Source organism: Colwellia maritima, from assembly GCF_022669015.1.
GTDB classification, from domain to species: Bacteria; Pseudomonadota; Gammaproteobacteria; order Enterobacterales; family Alteromonadaceae; genus Colwellia; species Colwellia maritima.
In genome coordinates this window covers 654,846-671,060 of record NZ_JAKKSL010000001.1, presented here as the reverse complement: position 1 = coordinate 671,060, position 16,215 = coordinate 654,846, and the positions used below count along the sequence as shown (strand labels likewise).

At 37.7% G+C, this 16,215-nt stretch carries 16 protein-coding genes and 1 pseudogene; 2 read left to right on the top strand and 15 right to left on the bottom strand.

All coding sequences use genetic code 11. The annotated features are described in order from the left end of the window. Window positions 1-160: 160 nt before the first annotated feature. The 6 genes from L3081_RS03350 to L3081_RS03325 all read right to left on the bottom strand — a co-directional run bounded on the left by L3081_RS03350 (window position 161) and on the right by L3081_RS03325 (window position 5,185). A complete protein-coding gene (locus L3081_RS03350; protein WP_242283468.1) occupies window positions 161-745 on the bottom strand; it encodes a tyrosine-type recombinase/integrase in 585 nt (194 codons plus the stop codon). Then, window positions 745-1,455 (bottom strand): Arm DNA-binding domain-containing protein, encoded by a 711-nt coding sequence (locus tag L3081_RS03345; protein WP_242283466.1) that lies wholly within the window; start codon window positions 1,453-1,455, stop codon window positions 745-747. Before L3081_RS03345 ends, L3081_RS03350 begins: the two co-directional genes overlap by 1 nt. A gap of 314 nt (window positions 1,456-1,769) precedes the next feature. Next, complete coding sequence (locus tag L3081_RS03340) at window positions 1,770-2,714, bottom strand: LpxL/LpxP family acyltransferase (RefSeq protein ID WP_242283465.1); 945 nt, start codon at window positions 2,712-2,714, stop codon at window positions 1,770-1,772. A gap of 13 nt (window positions 2,715-2,727) precedes the next feature. Next, window positions 2,728-3,489 (bottom strand): glycosyltransferase family 2 protein, encoded by a 762-nt coding sequence (locus L3081_RS03335; protein WP_242283462.1) that lies wholly within the window; start codon window positions 3,487-3,489, stop codon window positions 2,728-2,730. Further along, on the bottom strand, window positions 3,489-3,752 hold the full coding sequence (locus tag L3081_RS03330) for an ApeI family dehydratase (protein WP_242283461.1): 264 nt from the start codon (window positions 3,750-3,752) through the stop codon (window positions 3,489-3,491). The genes L3081_RS03335 and L3081_RS03330 overlap by 1 nt, the downstream gene beginning before the upstream one ends. A gap of 77 nt (window positions 3,753-3,829) precedes the next feature. Further along, window positions 3,830-5,185, bottom strand: coding sequence for an AMP-binding protein (locus L3081_RS03325; RefSeq protein WP_242283459.1), 1,356 nt, complete (start codon window positions 5,183-5,185; stop codon window positions 3,830-3,832). A gap of 358 nt (window positions 5,186-5,543) precedes the next feature. Between L3081_RS03325 and L3081_RS26300 the strand changes: the two genes are divergently transcribed. Next, complete coding sequence (locus tag L3081_RS26300; protein WP_274620303.1) at window positions 5,544-5,666, top strand: hypothetical protein; 123 nt, start codon at window positions 5,544-5,546, stop codon at window positions 5,664-5,666. A gap of 74 nt (window positions 5,667-5,740) precedes the next feature. Here the strand turns inward: L3081_RS26300 and L3081_RS03320 are convergent, their stop codons facing one another. From L3081_RS03320 to L3081_RS03285, 8 genes and pseudogenes are all read right to left on the bottom strand, one after another. Next, a complete protein-coding gene (locus L3081_RS03320; RefSeq protein ID WP_242283458.1) occupies window positions 5,741-5,992 on the bottom strand; it encodes an acyl carrier protein in 252 nt (83 codons plus the stop codon). A gap of 17 nt (window positions 5,993-6,009) precedes the next feature. Further along, on the bottom strand, window positions 6,010-6,264 hold the full coding sequence (locus tag L3081_RS03315) for a phosphopantetheine-binding protein (protein WP_242283457.1): 255 nt from the start codon (window positions 6,262-6,264) through the stop codon (window positions 6,010-6,012). Beyond that, on the bottom strand, window positions 6,248-7,027 hold the full coding sequence (locus L3081_RS03310) for a lysophospholipid acyltransferase family protein (RefSeq protein WP_242283455.1): 780 nt from the start codon (window positions 7,025-7,027) through the stop codon (window positions 6,248-6,250). The genes L3081_RS03315 and L3081_RS03310 overlap by 17 nt, the downstream gene beginning before the upstream one ends. Next, a complete protein-coding gene (locus tag L3081_RS03305; protein WP_242283453.1) occupies window positions 7,024-7,749 on the bottom strand; it encodes a beta-ketoacyl synthase chain length factor in 726 nt (241 codons plus the stop codon). The genes L3081_RS03310 and L3081_RS03305 overlap by 4 nt, the downstream gene beginning before the upstream one ends. 227 nt (window positions 7,750-7,976) lie before the next feature. Then, window positions 7,977-8,612: a TetR/AcrR family transcriptional regulator gene (locus tag L3081_RS03300; protein WP_242283451.1), complete on the bottom strand. Its 636-nt coding sequence runs from the start codon at window positions 8,610-8,612 to the stop codon at window positions 7,977-7,979. A gap of 135 nt (window positions 8,613-8,747) precedes the next feature. Continuing rightward, window positions 8,748-10,157, bottom strand: coding sequence for an efflux transporter outer membrane subunit (locus tag L3081_RS03295; RefSeq protein WP_242283449.1), 1,410 nt, complete (start codon window positions 10,155-10,157; stop codon window positions 8,748-8,750). Between the two features lie 5 nt (window positions 10,158-10,162). Then, a pseudogene (locus L3081_RS03290) lies at window positions 10,163-13,291 on the bottom strand (efflux RND transporter permease subunit). Window positions 13,292-13,313: 22 nt separating this feature from the next. Beyond that, the gene (locus L3081_RS03285; protein ID WP_242283447.1) at window positions 13,314-14,462 is read right to left on the bottom strand and encodes an efflux RND transporter periplasmic adaptor subunit; all 1,149 of its coding nucleotides are present in this window, start codon (window positions 14,460-14,462) and stop codon (window positions 13,314-13,316) included. Between the two features lie 232 nt (window positions 14,463-14,694). Between L3081_RS03285 and L3081_RS03280 the strand changes: the two genes are divergently transcribed. Beyond that, window positions 14,695-15,579 (top strand): IS982 family transposase, encoded by an 885-nt coding sequence (locus L3081_RS03280; protein ID WP_242283445.1) that lies wholly within the window; start codon window positions 14,695-14,697, stop codon window positions 15,577-15,579. A gap of 36 nt (window positions 15,580-15,615) precedes the next feature. Here L3081_RS03280 and L3081_RS03275 read toward each other — a convergent pair whose 3' ends face one another. Further along, window positions 15,616-16,203: a 4'-phosphopantetheinyl transferase family protein gene (locus tag L3081_RS03275; protein WP_242283442.1), complete on the bottom strand. Its 588-nt coding sequence runs from the start codon at window positions 16,201-16,203 to the stop codon at window positions 15,616-15,618. Window positions 16,204-16,215 lie beyond the last annotated feature (12 nt).

Below are 16,215 nucleotides of genomic sequence, written 5' to 3'. Positions count from 1 at the left end.
TTTTTAATGTAACCTGAACATTTAACTGTCTTCTTGATACCTCACAAACAAAACAATAAACCAAACAAAACAATATGTTACTTATAATACACCTCGATGAAAGTGAAATTAGATTTATTAATATTCAGTAGATAAATTGCCTTACATAGTGGCTTTAAACTTACAATGCGTTTAAGTAGGTTTCATCAGCTGTCTCTTGTTGTTTCCCGATGAATCCTCTCACTAAAGCTTGTGTGCATTCACTGGCTTTATTAGGTGCTAGATGTGCATAGTTATCAATGGTTGTACTTATTTTTGAATGGGCCATCAATTTACTAACTGTGAATAGGTCAACGCCATTCATTACTAGCCGGCTAGCAAAGTTGTGACGAAGGGCATATATATGGAGCTTACTATCTACTCCACCAAGTTCTTTTATTCTTTTCCAATGCAGTGCAAACGCTTCTGTAGACATTCTGCCACCTTCATTTTGCTTAGATGGTGATGGAAAAACTAAACCACGACCTTTACCTTTTGATTGTTTTTTCCATTGAATTAAAACTTCTTCTAACTCGTTACTTATAGGAAAAGACCTTGGTTTAGTGTATTTATCACTGGTTTTCTCTATAACCTTTGTTATTGAGTGAGAAAACTGTAGATCAACTTCATTCCACCTTAAGCCATATACATCACCTGAACGAAATCCTGTAGTAAGTAACACCATCAAAAAAGGGCGCATCCAGTGAATATCGTCACACTCGTTCATCAGCTCAGCTTCTCTAAGCTCAACTCCATTAAGTAACCCTTGTATCTCTTCTTGGTGAAGGAATCGCCTTTTTCTTTAATATCATCATTATTTTCTTCAAAGGGCTTATTGAGGTGTTTGTCTATAATAGGATTTACTTTGATGATTTTTTGTTTCACTGCTAGATTAAGTAATGCTTTAAATGCAGCATAATTTCTTTGTATACCTGAGAATTTCGCGCCTTGCTTCTTTGCATTGCGAAACCATAGATCAACATCGTTGGGTGTTATTTCGCTCATAGGTTTATGAAACCAGTAGTTAAAGTGCTTTTTGATTCTTAGTAATGAACCTTGGCCATCTTTTTTACTATGTTGAACGTCTGTGTAGTAGCCATAATAAAAGTTCCCAACCGTACTACTCTCAAGTCTCGCTAACTCTAGTTTTCGTTTTCGTCTTTCCTCTAAAGGGTCTTTCTTATCTAAACCTTCACTAGCAATTAATAGGGCTTTATTCTTTGCTTGTTCAAGAGACATTACGCCATATTTACCTAATGTAATATCCTTACGCTTTCCTGTTGGAGAGCGAAACCTAACAACAAAAGCACAGCCTTTAGCTTTTTTCTTTAGGTGTAAACCATTTTCACCCCACAGCCTTTCATCACGAGTAGCTTTGTTGTTAAAGTCCTCAGCATTTTTCTGATTTAGTTTTTTATCTCGTGAATGGGTCACCATATGGGTCACCTAAATAGGTTTATTTAGGTGCTATTTGAGCATATACATAATAACGTGTAAATATGGTGATTCTGCTGTATCCCACGGCAAGTAACGGTCGTGGTTTGGTTCGTGGACAAATATATAATCGTAAAGGCGAGCTTGTCGCTTCAGATAAAGCAACAGGGTCTGATGATTTCGAGACATTAACAATATCTTCAATCGTTAAATTACCTTCACCAAATAAAATCTTTTTATTTTTAGGGGGGTCACTGATTGCTCTCCAAAGCTATTTCAACTTTTGTTCTAATATGCTGTTTATACTATGGTCATTTTTATTTTTTGGTATTATGCCAAAAATTAAAAAAGTTAAACCATTGGTATGGGGACTTTTGACAATAATATTCTAATCGTTGGGCATACTTTATTGCAAGCCCAGTAAAATATTCATTGCGTTCTTTTCTCTTCACTTTCTTCGGTTGCGCGAACTCTTCAATACAGGCTTTAAAACGGCCTTCTTCTTTCACACAAAACATTAAAAATACTGGGCATTCCATAATAGCAGCGAGTGCAAAAGGTCCTTTAGCAAAAGGGGCATCTTCACCCATAAAGGGGACTTGATAAACACTGTCAGGATTATTTACTGAAGTTCTATCGGCAAAGATAACTATTGCTTCACCGTCTTCAATTTTTTGTTTTAATTGAATAGAGTCTGCAGGACCAAAATTATTAATATGAATAAAGTTTATTGCCGCGTCTTTATTCACCTTCTTTAAAAAATTATTAAACGTTGGAGTATGCTCATTGTAGGTGATGACATTGAGTTTTCGCTTATGCTCACCTGAACTAAAAATAGCACGACAAACTTCCATATTGCCCAAATGCGCACTGAAAATAACCGCACCATTGGCGTTAAGTAAAGATTGATAAGCGTCTTTATTGACGATATCAATATCGTCAATATTCACTTTACCTAACCACGCATCAAATTTGTCCACAATGGCTAAACCAAAGTTATAGAAAACGCGAAAGCCTTTTCTAAACAGCTGCCCTTGCGTAAGGGTTATATTATGTTGGTGTTTATTAAGGTTACTTAAATAATGATGAATACTGTTTCGCGCAATACTGCCCGACAAGTAAAAATACACCATAACGGGAAACAAAATCACTTTAAATACCCAGTTTCCCAAGTATTTATGAATGAACACCAAAACCTCAATACCGAGCATTGAACCGCGTTCTTTAAATTTTGACCAATGTAGATCTTCTTTCTGACTCATAAACCTACCTTGATTATTTTTTTGATTGTTTTGATGATTGACTTGAAAATAATTTTCTTAAGACTAATTTGGGTAAACGCCACAGCATGCCAAAAAATAAACGTGTATGCATTTTACTAATCAGTACATTGTCTTTAAATGCATGAAAATGTGATGAACCAAATTCTGGGTAGTGTACTTTGGTTTTTACAAAACGCACGTTAACCCCTTGCCAAATCAATTTCACCATCACTTCAATATCAAAATCCATGCGCTTACCTAATGTTGCTGTGCTGATTAATGTTTTATATTCAGCAAGAGGATACACTCGATAGCCACACATGGTATCAATCACTTTAAACGACAAGGTTTCTAACGCTACCCAAAAATGGGTAATATAACGACCATAAAATCGGCCTTTAGAGATGGAGCTATCGTAGACGGGTTGACCACTGATAAGATCGTTAGGATGCTGCTCTGCTGCTTGAATAAACGCCTGTAAGTCGGTTAAATCATGTTGACCGTCGGCATCAACCTGCAAAGCATGGGTCATTTTTTTTTCGATAGCAGCAGCTAGGCCTGTTTGCATAGCAGCCCCCTTACCACCGTTGTCAACATGTTGAATTAACTGTACGTTGTCAAATTCTTGCGCTACTTGCTCTAATATCTCTTTTGTTGACGGTTGGCTACCATCATCAATAATAATAATAGGAAATGAATACTGAGTTAAGGCAATGACTGTGTCTCTAATAACAAGATCATGATTATAGCAGGGAATAACAAAGCAGCATTTCATTATTGATAAACAACCCGGCCAGACGAATGACTGCCATTTTCAGAACGATAACTAAAACTGAATTTGTGATCGTTTATTTTTTTAAGGCACAAATTAACTTGACTGTTAGGGGCGATAATCACTTGAAATTTTAAGGCATCAATAGCCTTATAGTCGCTCACTTGCATGTTAAAGTATTCATTTAAGTAATGTAAAGCCCAATGTACTTGTACTACGCCCGCTAAAATAGGTGCGTTAGGAAAATGACCAAAAATAATAAACATCCTCAGAAATACTTAACGACAAGGTTAATGTATCTTCATTGCGCTCTATGTGATCTACTTCTGGAAACATCACTTTGCTATTCAAAAACCTTCTCCATCACTAACTTGTTTAATTTACCCGATGAATTATAAGGTAAAGCAGGCAAATAACGAAATTTTTTTGGTATAGCGATAACTTCTAAATCATTCATTAAATGAGATTTTATTCGGCGATTAAAAACAAGATTTCGACTCTGATCTAACTCATTTTGAGCTTCTTCAGTTAAAACGACAGCAGCAACAATTTGCAAGCCTCGTTTAGTTAACAACGTTAAGCAGAAAGCATCGTCAATGAAATCAAGGGCTTTTAAGCAGTGTTGCACATGATCTAGTGATACCCTTTTCTCTTCAATTTTGATGATACGATCAACTCGTCCTAATAAATCAAAACTACCATCAGCGGCTATCTTTATTTGATCATCAGTGATATACCAACCGTCATGGTCAAAATAAGGCGACTTAAGCATTAAGCACTGACTGGTGTTTTGACAAGACAATTCAATATCGCCAAAAGGTAACCAACGATTACTTTGTCCTAGACATCGTTGTCGCCATGCGATACCACCTGTTTCGGTACTTCCATAAATTTCATTTGGGCTTTGCCCTAACTGTACGGCAAGTTGTCGACTTGCGTCATCACTTAACGGACCACCAGAAGAAAACAAGGTACTAATATTGTCACGCATCTCCATGTAAACATTGTCTTTGATTAACCGATGATAATGGGGCGGGCTACTCACTATTGCAATATTTTTCAGCTTATATTTATGATGGTCATAGCACAAATGTTCAGGATATTCATAAGGTTGTAGTAAAACATCGCGACTGAACCAAATAGGCCACATCAATTTGAATAAAAGCCCATAAATATGTTGATGAGATACCGTAGAAACAATGGTAGCGTTGCCAAGTTTATCGCCAAAACAATGTTCTAACTGCATTATTTCGTTCAGTAAATGTTGAAAAGTTTTGTTAATAGCTTTTGCATCACCGGTTGATCCAGAGGTGAAAAGCGTTATGTCAGTATTACTGGCAATACGTAACGGTGACGCTATGGGTAAGGTGCTTTGAGGGCAATAAGACACAACATTATCAGCAGCTAACGTGGGGATCAGTTCGGCTGCACCCGCAAAACCATCAGCCAATTCCATACACAGCTGTAACTGGTTAACAGTACCATTTTGCGGCAGAATAATTTTTTTATTCGCCGTTAATAAGCCAAAAAAAAGTACGGAAAATTGGTAGGCATTATCGCAATACAATAACCACGTTACCGCATCATTATTGGCAAAACATTGCCGATGATAATTAACTGAATTTAGCCATTGTGGAAAGTGAATATTTTGTTCAACAAAAAAGGTACTGGAATTAGGTAATGTAATTTGATTGGTCATTTTTCTTGAATTTTCGTCTAACTAGCCATTCGCACGCAAATATAACGCCCATAAGTAAATAAGAGATAATACCGTTATATAACGCCCAATATTCATCACTTTGAAATACGGTCCATAAAGCGATAAATCCATTTAGCATGAAAAAAGCGCACCACACCAAAGTAACCTTACGCGTATAAATAACGGCATTTTCAGTTAATTTGTCTGTAACACTCGCAATAAGTGTAATGACAGTGGCGGTTTAAAAAACGAGTATATAAAAACACTGAAAAAACTAAAATTAATAACAACAGGATACAATTTCAGCAACAAAGTTGAATTCGCAAACACATTAAAACTAAGAAGCAAAATAGCGTTAATGCCAACTATTTTAATTAATGGTATTGCCGTTTTCTTCTTAGAAAAAAATACTCTTATTAAGGTTAAAGACACTAAGAATAACGCAAGTATTGACGGTTCAAACCAGTTTAGCCCAACATAAACAATGAATGGGTATAAAAGAAAAACCAGTCCTAGCGCTATATTTTTTATCACTATTAGTTTTTCATCAACTATTTATTCATTCGTTGTGATTTTTTCAACAGCATCAATAATGTCTTTGACAGTTCTTACCTGTTTAAAATCTTCTGGTTCAATTTTTTTACCGGTAATTTCACGCAGTTTTACGACTAAGTCTACAGCATCGATACTATCTAGATCCATGTCTTCATATAAGTGTGCATCCATTGAAATATCATCTTCATCTATTTCAAACATGGTTACTAAAATATCACTTACCATTTTGTAAATATCGTTTCTATCTTTCATTTAAAATATATACCTAATTATCGGTTTTCAGCTATAAATTGACATAATGACGTCACGGAGTAAAAATGCTTTTTACTGTCTGCTGAGTCACCATCAATTTTAACATTGTACGCTTTTTTAATGGCAACACCCAACTCTAACGCATCAATTGAATCAAGACCTAATCCGTCAACAAATAAAGCTTCATCATCTGCTATATCTTCAGGTTCAATATCTTCTAGTTCTAAGGTTTCAATAATCAATTGTTTTACTTGGTTAATTAACTCTTTCATAAAAACTGAGTTCCTCATTATAATAGTTAAGTAAGTCTCTGGTAAGTGCTCTTACCGAATTTGAAACAACATCTGTGGCTACATATTTTTTAATTGATATTTCAGGTTTTACCACTAATTTAAACGTAAAACGACTTTCTGGCACCTGATACCAAGCCGGCTCTTTACTTAACGTTGTTGGCGTTACAAATAATAGTATAGGTGTCACGTCTGTATTAGTACGCAGTGCAATATTAGCAGCACCACGTTTAAATTTCATTTTCTCTCCGGGCGTGGTTCTCGTTCCTTCAGGAAAAACGATTAAATTATTTCCGTCATTAAAGGTGTTTTGGCAATCTTGCATGAACTTATCAGGATCAGCCTCGTTGTTAATATAACCCGTGTTACTAACAACCCCTCTTAAAAAAGGGTTTTTCCATAAGTCTGCCTTTACCACACAATCGGCATTTTCTATAATAGAAATCAGTACAACTACATCAATCAACGAAGGATGATTGGCAATAACAATAGTGCCCTTACTTGCTTTGAGTAACTCGCCATTTTCAATTTCTAACTTCATAATGCCCATTAACTGCATATACGCGATGAACATTTTAAAGGTTTTATGTACTACTTTCCGAGCACTTGCTCGACGCTGTTGCTCTTTACCTAGATAGATTAACCTTACTATTGGAAAAACCAGTAACGAAAGAATAACGCCACCAAAACCAAACAAAAAAAACGCAGATCCTGTTGCAAAAATACGCCAATAGCGATTGATCATACCTTACTCAAGTGCCACTGATAACGAGAAGAGTCAATGGCAACTTGCGACTCTGTACCGTATAGAAACGATAAAAAAACTAATGGTTGAAAAATACTTGAGCTAATCTTATTTTTTTGCGGTTTAAAGTTCAGAGTAAAAACGTACTCACTTTTTTGTCGTGTCAAAAGTAAAGCAACTGACATTGTTTTTTCTGCATCAGAGACATAAGAACTATATTTTTCTGGTACTATTTCATCGGTATAAACTACTAAAATTTTATCCAATTGCCGGCTTTCTAATTTTGCATAACCATCGACAAGTGCCATTAATAATGAGTCTTCACCGGCAGAGGTAGCCGTCATTGGTTGTTTATTATTAGAAAAAATACTATAAAGCCCCGCCACAGCATTATGAACAGACAAACCAAAATGTGTTGGAGATAAATCACTCTTTTTAGCAACATCTTCGATTAGTTTTGATGTTTTATGTAAATCACCATGCCTAGATGAAAAAACGCAAGGTAGCGTCTCTTTTTCATCGGCAAGCGTTTCAAGTACACACTGCATTGTTAATTTTGCAAATTTACTCAAACGCCGACGTTGCATCGCAGGAATTTCTTTAAGCCCGGGTAAGTCATCTTCATCTTTATACTGCATTTCACCTAATGCCCACTGCTGCCAGTCTTGACTTGTGCGTAAATTACCACACCAAGCAGAACATTTTTCAATATGAATTTCCACAGAGGCTGTCCTTGATGAGAATGAGATGCGAGTACATTGCAAGTATGAATGGTGCGAATTCTACCTAAGCCCCCAAGGCAATTCAACTAAATAGTGTTTTTCTTAAATAAAATTGTAAATTTTGCCACTAACGTCGGACATAATGACGTTAGCTGAGCATAAATGATAGATCTGACACTACGCTATTAAACCAGAGCAGATATTATCGATGGGCTAGAAGAACTTACCTATTCTATTTCTTCTTCACTAGGAAATGGCACTAAAAGTACCCGCATTGCAGGGCGCAATGCTAATAATATTGTTTCTTTATCAATGCTTGGATTAACTATTTTGCGTAGTAACAACCCGCTCATCATCGCAAAAATGACTTCAATACGGCTATTTATTTCTTTTATTTCAGCCATTTTAATTAAGCTACGTTCACCAACTAACAAACTGTACATTTTTTGACGAGCCTGAATATCTGATTCGCGTAACAAAGTAGCAACCTTGTCATTACGTGCTGCCTCTGCAAGCATTTCTATATCAAGCGCACCTTGGTTTATATCAAAATGATGATCAACGCCTTCATCTAAACCGTCAAGTAAAACAGTTACCAAATCACCGGGGGTATTTTCGAACTCTTGAAATATCGTAAATAATTCATCCATATCACGTTTTATAATTGACTCAATTATTGCTTCTTTACTGGCAAAATAATTATAAATATGTCCCGCACTCATTCCTGCCGTTCTAGAGATTTCAGCCATTCCTGCGCCATGGTATCCTTTGCGTCTAAAACAATCGGCCGCAGCACAAAGCACTTGCTCACGTCGAGCTTGAGCAACCGTTGGATCTGATTGTCTTTTAGATTTCTCTCTCATCATAACTCCGAAAAGGATAACTTTTCTATTGAACCTAAATATTATCACTAGCTTACCAAATTTTAACTTCTGATCTTATGTGTTAAATCAAAGAACTTAAGCTAGTGATACACTACTAATGTCATAACCTAATAGCTATTCACTTTGATGAATAGGTTGTTGCCAACCACCGCCAACTGCTTTATATAAACTAATTAGGCTAGTGATATAAGCTTGTTTACCACTAATGAGTTGTTGCCCAACACTATACCAATTACGTTGTGCATCTAGTACCTGCAAATAGCTGTCAACCCCTTTTTCAAAGCGCGCTTCAGAGAGCGCAAACGACTCTTGATTGCTTCGATATAAATCTTCAAGCGCACTTAATCGCTGCCTATAACCTTCTCTATCAACAAGCGCATCAGAAACCTCTTTAAACGCCTGTTGAATAACATGCTCATAAGTTGTTAAGGCAACTTCTTGTTTGGTTTGTGTAACCTCTAAATTTGCTTGATTACGACCCATATTAAATATAGGTATTGTAATTGACGGAATAAAACTCCATGTGCCAGTCCCGCCTGAAAACAAATTATCAAACTCAGCCGATGCAGTTCCTGCATTTGCAGTCAAAGTAATACTTGGAAAAAATGCAGCTTTAGCCACACCAATATTCGCATTGGCAGCTAACAAACGAAACTCTGCCGCTTTAATATCAGGACGTTGCTCAAGTAGCTCTGACGGTAATCCAACAGGCACATTAGGTAGGTTTAACACTTCATCTAAACTTTCAACGGGCAATAGCTCCGCTGAAACTGGCTTACCCACTAATAAATCAAGGGCATTTTTATCACGTTTTAATAAACGTTGATAATTAGCTATATCAACTTTTGCAGCGGCCACTGTGCTTTGAATTTGCGCTAACGTTAACTTTGATGCAGCACCAAGAGCATAGGTTTTTTCGGTTAAAGCCAATGAAGCCTGCTGACTTTCTAAGGTTTGCATCACAAGTGCTAACTGCGCTTTATCAGCAGCGTAATTTAACCAAGCACTTGCCAATTCAGAAATTAAACTAATTTTCACACTCATTTGAGTTTGTTCAGAGGCATACAAGGTTTGCAAGGCTTGATCTGATTGATTACGAATTTTACCCCATAAATCTAGCTCATATGCCGTCATTCCAACTGTAGCCGAATAACTCTCGTTGATTTGAGCATTACCCGTTGACGATAAATCAGCCGGTAAGCGTTGACGTGTACCCGATGCTGCAAAATCTATTGATGGATATAAGGCCGAGTCTTCAATTTGATAAAGCGCACGCACTTGCTGCACATTAAGTGCGGCCAATTGAATATCTTTATTATGAATCAAAGTTTGCTCGATTAGCTTTTGCAGTTTTTCATTAACAAAAAACTGCTGCCATTTTAAATCCGCTGTGTTTCCTTGTTCACTCTGTATGGCATAACTATCAGGTACTGGTAACACTAAATCTTCACGCTGTGGTGCCATTTGACAAGCACTCAGCATCATGACACTTAGGCTAGCTAAACTTAACACTTTTAATGTCATTTTGATTACTCCTGCGTCACAGTTTTATGTTTACCGGGGAAAACACGACGTACTAATACAAAAAATAATGGCACAAATACCACCACAATAATTGACGAAGCAAGTGTGCCACCAATCACTGAAATACCTAGCGCATTTTGTGCACCAGATCCAAGACTTGATGCAATAGCCAACGGTAATACACCACAAATAAAGGCCATCGAAGTCATCAAAATCGGGCGTAAGCGTAACTTAACAGCAGCAATGGCTGATTCAACTAATGGCATACCTTCATCCATTTTATGAATGGCAAATTCAACAATTAAAATAGCATTTTTAGATGCCAAACCTATGGTAGTTAAAAGGCCAACTTGTAGATAAATATCGTTCGATAAATTCCCGACAAAGGCTGCCATTGCCGCGCCGAAAACACCTAAAGGTACAATCATCATTACTGCTGCCGGCACCGACCAACTTTCATACAATGCTGCTAAACATAAAAACACCACTAATAACGATAACGCATATAACAATGGTGCTTGGCCACCACTTAAACGCTCTTCATACGAAATACCTGTCCATTCATAGGAAATTCCATTAGGTAACTGCTTAACCAACCTTTTTCCATTTCATCCATCGCTTGACCCGTACTGTAACCTGGCGCTGATGCTCCTTGAATTTCCATTGATGAAAAACTGTTATAGCGTTCAAGACGTGGCGAGCCATAAGTCCAATAAGAGTGAGCAAAGGCAGTAAACGGCACCATATCGCCATTACTATTACGTACATACCACTTATCTAAGTCTTCTGGCACCATACGAGACTCAGGCGTACCTTGTAAGTACACTTTTTTCACTCGACCACGGTCGATAAAGTCATTTACATAGCTACTACCCCATGCAGTAGACAAGGTATTATTAATGTCTTCTTGTGTCAGACCCAACGCTTGCGCTTTAGCTAAATCAATATCTAATTCAAGTTCTGGTTTATCCTCTTGGCCATTAGGACGAACGCCGCCTAATACAGGACTTTGTGAAGCCATGCCTAGTAGCATATTACGAGCCTGAAGTAGTTTGTCGTGACCCACCCTACACGGTCTTGCAAAAATAATGTGAAACCATTAGCTGTACCAAGTTCTACAACAGCAGGGGGTGGAAAGGCAAATACAAAAGCTTCTTTAATAGTAGAAAAATATCCCATCGCTTTACCCGCAACCGCACCTACAGATAAATCATCACGTTGACGTTCATCCCAGTGCTTTAATCCGACAAAACCAATAGCTGAATTTTGCCCAGAGCCTGCGAAACTAAACCCAATAACACTAAAAACAGATCGTACCGCTTCAGATTGATCTTCTAAGAAATGCTTTTCCATTTTCTTAACAACCTTTAATGTCTGTTCTGTCGTAGATCCTGCAGGTAAACTCACTTGGTTAAATAAAATACCTTGGTCTTCGTCTGGTAAGAATGCAGATGGCAGTTGTGAGAATATATAAATCATGCCACCAACGATTAAGCCATAACACAATAAATAACGTTTACTGTGTTTGATCATACGGCTTACAAAACTTTGAGCACCGCTATTGGTCTTATCAAAGCCGTTGTTAAAACCTATAAAAAATCGACCAATAAATGATGAATCATTATGAACATGACTTGGCTTTAACATTGTTGCACACAATGCCGGCGTTAAAATAAGTGCCACTAAAACAGACAAACTCATCGCGGTTACTAAGGTCACAGAAAACTGACGATAAATAACACCAGTAGAGCCGGCAAAGAACGCCATAGGTATAAATACCGCCGACAACACCATAGCAATACCAACTAGTGCACCCTTGATCTCATCCATCGACTTACGTGTTGCCTCAAGCGGTGACAGTTTTTCCTCTGTCATTACACGTTCAACATTTTCAACCACAACGATTGCATCATCAACTAACAAACCAATGGCTAATACCATAGCAAACATAGTTAAAGTATTAATTGAATAACCCAAAACATGCAATACAGCAAACGTACCTAAAAGTACCACAGGTACTGCAATAGTAGGAATTAGCGTTGCACGGAAATTTTGTAAAAATAAATACATGACTAAAAATACTAACACGACCGCTTCAATTAAAGTGCTTACTACTTTTTCAATGGATAATGAGACAAATGGTGTCGTGTCATAAGGTACAACCGAGGCTAATCCCTCAGGAAAAAAAGGCTCTAATTCAACTAAAGCTGCTTTTACCCCAAAGAGCGGTATCTAGCGCGTTTGCTCCACTGGCAAGCTTGATACCTAAACCTGACGCCGGTTTGCCATTATAGCGTGCCACAACCCCATAGCTTTCACCGCCAAGCTCAACTTTTGCAACATCACCTAAGCGAACAACTGAACCGTCTGCATTCGTTTTCACAAAAATATCTCTAAATTGCTCAGGCGTTTGTAAACGACTTTGCGCAGTGACTGTCGCATTGAGCTGTTGACCATCAATAGCAGGTAAAGCACCTAGCCGGCCTGCCGACACTTGAGCATTTTGCGCACTAATAGAGGCGCTAATATCGGAAGGTGTCAGTTTATATTTTTGCAGCATATTTGGATCTAACCAAATACGCATCGCATATTGCGAACCAAATAATTGTACTTCACCTACGCCATTCACCCGTGAGATGATATCTTGCACATTGGATGCAACATAATCACCAATGTCGATATTATTCATGCTGCCATTTTCTGAAACAAAACCAACAACCATTAAAAAGTTACGTGCTGATTTAGCCACAGCCACACCTTGGCGCTGTACTTCTAGAGGTAATAATGGCGTTGCTAATGCTAGTTTATTTTGTACTTGAACTTGCGCAATATCTGGATCGGTATCGGCATTAAAAGTCAGCGTTAACGTGGTTGAACCATTTGATTCAGACGTTGATGACATATACAACAAGCCATCTAACCCTTTCATTTTTTGCTCAATAACTTGTGTAACAGTGTCTTCTAAGGTACGTGCTGATGCACCAGGATAAGTCGCTTGAATACTGATTCTTTGGTGGTGCAATAGACGGATACTGAGCAATAGGTAAACCTTTAATTGCCAGTATTCCTGCTAGCATAACCACAATGGCCAGTACCCATGCAAAAATAGGTCGGTCGATAAAAAATCGTGACATTACAATGCTCCGTTATTGAATTTTAGCAATTGATTCGGTCAAGCACAGCATTAACAGTTGCACCTGGTGCTATTTTTTGTAAACCTTCAACAATCACTTGATCGCCATCGTTTAAACCACTTGTCACCAACCAATTAGCACCCACTGTTCGGTCAATTTCTAATACACGAGCTTCAACGGTATTGTTTTTACTAACCACCATAGCAGTAGGTTCACCTTTCGTATTGCGACTAACACCTCGCTGCGGCACTAAAATCGCATTCGCTTTAACCCCCTCAACAATCACAGCCCTAACATACATGCCTGGCAGTAATAGATTTTCTGGGTTTGGAAATTCGGCTCGCAAGGTAACAGAGCCAGTACTTGGATCAACAGTCACTTCAGAAAACTGTAATGTGCCTTTATGCGGATACGCAGAACCGTCTTCCATCGTTAATTCAACAGCAGAGTGAATTGCTAGATCCTTATCCGGCTCACCATTCGCAATGGCTTTTTTCAAACGCGTTAATTCACTGCTCGACTGGGTTAGGTCAATATAAATAGGATCAAGCTGAGTAACCGTTGCTAATGCGGTTGCTTGATTTGCATTTACTAAAGCCCCCGCTGTTACGCTAGACTTGCCAATTTGACCACTAATAGGCGACACAACCTTACTGTAGTTAAGGTTGATTTGTGCGGTTTTAAGCTGTGCTTTTGCTGTTAACAAATCCGCTTGTGTACTTTTATAATTGGCATTCGCTTCATCAAAGTCTTGTTGACTAACGGCTTTTATTGCTAATAAATCAGCATAACGTTCTGCTTTTGCTTTGGCATTAGCAATACTCGCTTGGGCTTTAGCTATAGCAGCTTCGCTAGTTGCTATTTGTGCTTCGAAAACCTCAGAGGCAATTTGATATAACGCTTGGCCCTTTTTAACCTCAGTACCTTCAGTAAATAAGCGAGTTTTTATAATGCCATTCACTTGTGGACGAATTTGCGCTACCTGTGATGCTGTCACTCGACCTGGCAGCTCCTTTGTTAGCATTAATGGTTGATTCGTTAATGTAATAACACCAACGGGGGTAGGTTGCGAAGCAGGGGCTTTTACCTGCTGATTTTGATCGCAACCAGATAAAAAAACTGCGCTTGCCAAAACGATGACAGTAAAAATATTCACGCGAGTACGTTGCATATAAACCAATCTCTTTTATTAAGTATGAACGTTCATTCTAATTTAATTGTTCAAATTTTCCAATACCGATCGACATTTTTTTTCAATAGGCTATTGCTACAAAATGTTTCAGTATTAATCAGCTAATTACGTTTTATATTAACCTGAATCTTGTTTAAGAAAATTGAACTAATTGCCTGTTCCGTGATCAGATCTTTCGACCAAAAAACATTCAATCACACAAGGAACAGGCATGAAGAATTTAGTTGAATTGTATTGCGATGTCGATGACTTTTGCAAAATATTTATTCCGCAATGGCAAAAACAATTACTGGAAGACGGAACCAAAAAACGTCAACGAACAGGGCAAATGACCACCAGTGAAGTTATGACAATAGTGGTTGGTTTTCACATGTCACATTATCGTGATTTTAAAAATTATTACCTCGGCCATGTATCCGCTTTTTATAAAGACGCCTTTCCAAACTTACTGAGTTATACACGTTTCCTAGCGGTCATGCCCCGGATTATTGCGCCAATGTGTGCTTACTTTTCAACACTTAAAGGAAAGCCTACAGGCATTGAATTTATTGATTCAACATCAATAAAAGTCTGTCACAATATTCGTATTCCAAGACATAAAACATTCAAAGGTGTTGCCCAACGAGGTAAAGGTACTATGGGGTGGTTCTATGGCTTCAAACTCCATTTAGTAGTAAACCACCTCGGTGAAATAGTGGCAGCTAAAGTGACTAGTGGCAATGTTCATGATACTCAACCAGTTAGTGAGTTAGCAGAACATTTACCAGATAAATTATATGGTGATAAAGGATATTTAAGTAAAGCTTTAGCGGCCGATTTGTTTGATAAAGGTGTGACACTGATCACCACTGTTAGGAAGAATATGAAAGCAAAAGCGATGTCATTATGGGATAGAGCCATGCTTTCAAAACGATTTATTATTGAGACCATAAATGACCAATTAAAGAATATTTCGTTCATCGAACACTCAAGACATCGTAGTGTTAATGGTTTTATGCTCAATTTACTCGCGGGATTAGTGGCTTATTGCTTAAAGAAAGATAAGCCATCCCTTAATATCAGTGATGTAGAGCTAAACTCTGTGGTCGTTGCTTAAGCAGATCTGGGGTTATATTAGAAAGTGTTAGTAGAGTTATATCTGTTTAAGTAGCACTTTCTCTTTTGAATCTATCACGATGGCAATTTTATAGCCCTGAAGATTAAGGCAAGTGACTGTATAGATAACACCATGCCAATGAATACTAGTTCGATCATGCATAAGCACAGCCGAGCAGTCGCATTGATATAAATCCGTTAATGGCCTTAGACTTGCTTTTGCTAAAGACTCTTTAACTGTCCATAGTTGATAAAAATCAGCCTCAATATTTTTTCTGGTTTTGATCAACGCCAATTCTGTCTTTGTACATATTTCTTTAGCTAATTCAGCAAAATTACGCTTTTTTATTTGCTCAATATCTATCCCTAATCTTAAGGGTTGATCACTTAAAATAATCGCCGCCATATCACCACTGTGCGTGATAGAAATTGCAAAAGTTTGTGACTTGTTATCTAAGATTAAGGTGGTGTAGTTAAAAATTTCATAAGCACGATTAAGTGTGCAATCAAAATGAGCCAATGCTTTGGAAAGTAAAGCCCTGCTTAATAACATTTGTTGTTGCTTGCGTTTACTTTTCATCAAAACATAGCGATGTGCTTCTTGCTCATTAAGCTGCGCCGCCAATAGGAAAATTGT

What these genes read in the sequence shown, in the direction of transcription:
- L3081_RS03340 (WP_242283465.1), bottom strand. Translation starts at nt 2,714, where the DNA reads ATGAGTCAGAAAGAAGATCTACATTGGTCAAAATTTAAAGAACGCGGT.
- L3081_RS26300 (WP_274620303.1), top strand. Translation starts at nt 5,544, where the DNA reads ATGCCAACTATTTTAATTAATGGTATTGCCGTTTTCTTCTTAGAAAAA.
- L3081_RS03320 (WP_242283458.1), bottom strand. Translation starts at nt 5,992, where the DNA reads ATGAAAGATAGAAACGATATTTACAAAATGGTAAGTGATATTTTAGTA.
- L3081_RS03330 (WP_242283461.1), bottom strand. Translation starts at nt 3,752, where the DNA reads ATGTTTATTATTTTTGGTCATTTTCCTAACGCACCTATTTTAGCGGGC.
- L3081_RS03280 (WP_242283445.1), top strand. Translation starts at nt 14,695, where the DNA reads ATGAAGAATTTAGTTGAATTGTATTGCGATGTCGATGACTTTTGCAAA.
- L3081_RS03315 (WP_242283457.1), bottom strand. Translation starts at nt 6,264, where the DNA reads ATGAAAGAGTTAATTAACCAAGTAAAACAATTGATTATTGAAACCTTA.
- L3081_RS03350 (WP_242283468.1), bottom strand. Translation starts at nt 745, where the DNA reads ATGAACGAGTGTGACGATATTCACTGGATGCGCCCTTTTTTGATGGTG.
- L3081_RS03285 (WP_242283447.1), bottom strand. Translation starts at nt 14,462, where the DNA reads ATGCAACGTACTCGCGTGAATATTTTTACTGTCATCGTTTTGGCAAGC.
- L3081_RS03335 (WP_242283462.1), bottom strand. Translation starts at nt 3,489, where the DNA reads ATGAAATGCTGCTTTGTTATTCCCTGCTATAATCATGATCTTGTTATT.
- L3081_RS03325 (WP_242283459.1), bottom strand. Translation starts at nt 5,185, where the DNA reads ATGACCAATCAAATTACATTACCTAATTCCAGTACCTTTTTTGTTGAA.
- L3081_RS03310 (WP_242283455.1), bottom strand. Translation starts at nt 7,027, where the DNA reads ATGATCAATCGCTATTGGCGTATTTTTGCAACAGGATCTGCGTTTTTT.
- L3081_RS03295 (WP_242283449.1), bottom strand. Translation starts at nt 10,157, where the DNA reads ATGACATTAAAAGTGTTAAGTTTAGCTAGCCTAAGTGTCATGATGCTG.
- L3081_RS03300 (WP_242283451.1), bottom strand. Translation starts at nt 8,612, where the DNA reads ATGAGAGAGAAATCTAAAAGACAATCAGATCCAACGGTTGCTCAAGCT.
- L3081_RS03345 (WP_242283466.1), bottom strand. Translation starts at nt 1,455, where the DNA reads ATGGTGACCCATTCACGAGATAAAAAACTAAATCAGAAAAATGCTGAG.